The sequence below is a fragment of the Mycobacterium sp. TH-M15 genome, assembly GCF_057473705.1.
Genome location: NZ_JBYCLB010000179.1, coordinates 1 through 1887 on the forward strand (window position 1 = coordinate 1; position 1887 = coordinate 1887).

Sequence of the window (1887 nt, forward strand, 5' to 3'; positions counted from 1 at the left end):
GGTGAGTTTCGGATCCGCTTGGCGCAGAATCGATTCAGTGCGCTCGGCGGGCAGGGTGACGTCGATCGGGACGTAGGCCGCCCCGGTCTGCAGCACCGCCAGGATCGCGATCACCGACTCGATGCTGCGCGGCAGCGCGATCGCCACCCGGTCTTCGGCGCCGATGCCACGCGCGGCCAGCCCGGCGGCCAGCCGGCCGGCTTCGGTGGCCAGCTCGGTGTAGGTCAGGCTGCGGTGCTCATCGGTCAACGCCGGGGTGTGCGGGTCCGCGGCGGCCGCGGCGGCGAACAGGGCCGGCACGGTGGCCGGCGCCGCCGCCGGTGCGGCGCGCCGGGCGGTCTCACGCGGCAGCAGCACCTGCAGGTCGGCGATCCGGGGCCGGGCCGGATCCCCGATCTGGCGCAGCACCCCGAGCAGCCGCTCGGCCAGTTCAGGCACCGAAAGGTGCGGCAGCGCTTGCGGTATCGCCTCCAGCAGCACGGTGAGGCGGCCGTCGCGGGGCGGGTAGCTGACGATCGTCAGCGGGTAGTGGGTGAGGCTTTGCACCGCGACCGGGATGAACCGCACCCCGTCGCCGGTGGTGACCCCGGCGCCGGTCTCACCGATCGGGGCGTTCTCGAAGACCAGCAGCGTGTCGAAGGCGGCGTTACGGGTGGCCCGCTGCAGCTTCGACAGGTTCAGGTAGCCCAGGTCGCGCATGGCGGCGGCGTCGCGCTGCAGCGCCTGGCAGGCCGCGACGACCGGGGTGTGGCCGGGCAGGTCGGCGGCGACCGGCACGGTGTTGATGAACAGCCCGACCATGGTCTCTACCCCGGTCAGCTGCTGCGGGCGGCCCGACACCACGGTGCCGAACCCGACGTCGCGGCGCCCGGTGAGCCGGGCCAGCAGCACCGCCCAGGCGAACGCCATGACGGTGTTCAGGGTCAGGCCGTTGCGGCGGGCCCAGTCGCACAGCCGGGTGGTGTCGGCGGCATCCAGCGCCACCTGGTGGCTGTCCGGGATGACGCTGCCGGGGCTGATCGCGCCGTCGGCCAGCATGGTCGGGCCGCTCAGCGGGGCCAGGTAGTCCCGCCAGGCGTCGACGGCGGCGGCGGTGTCCTGACCGGCCAGCCAGCCGATGTAGTCGCGGTAGGGCCGCGGCGCCGGCAGCGGCTCGGTGCCGCCGGCGGTGTAGATCGCCACCAGTTCGTCGAAGAACACCGCCACCGACCAGCCGTCGAGCAGCAGGTGGTGCACGGTCAGGATCAGCCGGTGGGTGTCGGCGCCGGTGTGGATCAGCACGAACCGCAGCAGCGGGCCGCGGGCCAGGTCGAAGTTGGCGACCCGCTCGGTGTCCGCGATCGCATCGAGTTCGGTTGGGGTCGCGTCGATCTCCCGCCACGGCACGGTGGCCTGCGCCGGGATGATCTGCACCGGGTGCGGCAGGTCGACGTCGAAGAACGAGGCCCGCAGGTTGGGGTGGCGGGCCAGCATGGTGTCGGCGGCCCGGCGCAGCAGGGCGGCGTCCACGGCGCCGACGATGTCGACGACGAACTGCATGGTGTAGACATCAACGCCGCCGCCGCCGTCGTCCCCGCCGTCGTCGGTGGCCAGTTTGGCCAGTGAGAACAGTCCCTGCTGCAGCGGGGTCAACGCCAGCACGTCCTCGATGCCGGGCCGCTGGGTTGTCTCGGTCACGACGAATCACCCCATGTCGCGGTGAGATTCGCCAGGGCCTCGGCGCCCAGCCCGGACAAGCTCATCGGGGCGAACTCGGCGTCGGCGTCCGGGCCGGGCCGGGCGGCGTCGGCGGCGGCGGCCAGCGCCGCGAACGTCGGATGGTCGAAGATCATCCGCGGGTCCAGCACCAGCCCGGCCGCCCGGGCCCGGGCGGACAGCTGCACCGAT

At 73.3% G+C, this 1887-nt stretch carries 2 protein-coding genes; both read right to left on the minus strand.

Translation table 11 applies throughout. The features are described from left to right. Positions 1-1677 (minus strand): condensation domain-containing protein (locus tag AC2VNT_RS04250; RefSeq protein WP_486945665.1); only part of this gene is annotated, 1677 nt, incomplete at its 3' end. Beyond that, positions 1674-1887, minus strand: a 214-nt coding sequence (locus tag AC2VNT_RS04255) for a hypothetical protein (RefSeq protein ID WP_486945666.1), incomplete at its 5' end; no start/stop codon positions are given. The genes AC2VNT_RS04250 and AC2VNT_RS04255, both read right to left, overlap by 4 nt.